This window comes from Stenotrophomonas sp. GD04024 (assembly GCF_029837545.1).
In the GTDB taxonomy this organism is placed as follows: domain Bacteria; phylum Pseudomonadota; class Gammaproteobacteria; order Xanthomonadales; family Xanthomonadaceae; genus Stenotrophomonas; species Stenotrophomonas forensis.
Map to the genome: position 1 here is coordinate 1 of NZ_JAOEDV010000154.1, position 1,117 is coordinate 1,117.

A 1,117-nucleotide genomic window follows, 5' to 3' on the forward strand; every position below is an offset into this window, starting at 1 on the left:
CTGGTGCTCGCGGTTGGGGGTCACCGCGGCGTTGGCGATGCCGACCACGCGCGCGGTCTGCGGGCCGTGCAGGGTGGGGCGGTCCTGCGGCAGGGCGCGCAGCGGCACGCCACTGCCGGTGGCGATGAAGCTGTTGCGGTAGGCACCGCGTTCCAGTGCCGGGCTGCCCAGCAGGTCGGCGATGCCCTGGTCCAGGTTGTTCAGGGCCACGTGCTGCACCGCCAGCAGCTGGAAGGCCTGGCCTTCGTGCTGCGGATGCTGGGCCAGGCTGAAGGTGCTGCCGGCGGCCAGCTGGCGCTCGCTGCCGCTGCCGCTGTAGAGCACCTGGCCGACGCGCAGCGCATCCAGCCGCGCCTGCGCCTCGGCGTCGGCCCAACCGGGCTGGGCGAAGCGGCCGGCGCGCGGCTGCACGTAGACCTCCAGCGCGGGCAGGGTGCCGGCATCGGCGCTGGACTGCGCGGCCACGGCGTTGACCTGCTCGCTGTGCCAGCTGGCCACGGTGCTGGCGTTGGGCACCAGCTGCTGGCGCTCGGCGAAGGCGGTGATGCCGTCGCTGGCCTCGGCCATGTCGGCACGGTGGAAGCGCAACGTGCCGCGGTCAGGCAGCTCGGCCCCGGGCTCGAACACTACCAGCGTGTGCGCGGCCTCACCGCCCTGCGCCTGCTCGATGCGCCAGGCCAGGCCGGCTTCGGCCAGCAGGCGGGTGACGAAGGCCCAGTCGGTCTCGCGGTACTGGGTGGTGATCGCACGGACCGGCAGTTCGGCCTGCACGTCGAAGCGGAACACCGCCTGCGGGTAGTCGGTGAAGATCTGCTCGCAGATGGCGCGGGTGTCCTGGTCCTGGAAGATCACCGCATTGCGGCGCAGCCGCAGCAGCGCCGTCCAGGGTTCAAGGATCAGGCGGTAGCGGGCCAGGCCGCCATCGCTGCCCAGCTGCGCGGCCTCGGTGCACAGGCCATGCCACTGCCGCAGCGAGCCGTCGGCCTGGCGCAGCTGCAGGGTCAGCGGCTGCTCCAGCCAGGATTCCAGTTCCAGGAAGGCGTCGGTGGCCAGGCAGTCGATCTGAAGGCGGTTGTCGCCGCACACCGACTCGGTGCCTTCGAAGCGTTCGACGACC

1 protein-coding gene is annotated in these 1,117 nt (G+C 72.2%); it reads right to left on the reverse strand.

Annotated features, from left to right (window positions below; genetic code table 11):
• Nucleotides 1-1,117, reverse strand: a 1,117-nt coding sequence (locus N7590_RS22065; protein WP_279935907.1) for a type VI secretion system Vgr family protein, incomplete at both ends; no start/stop codon positions are given.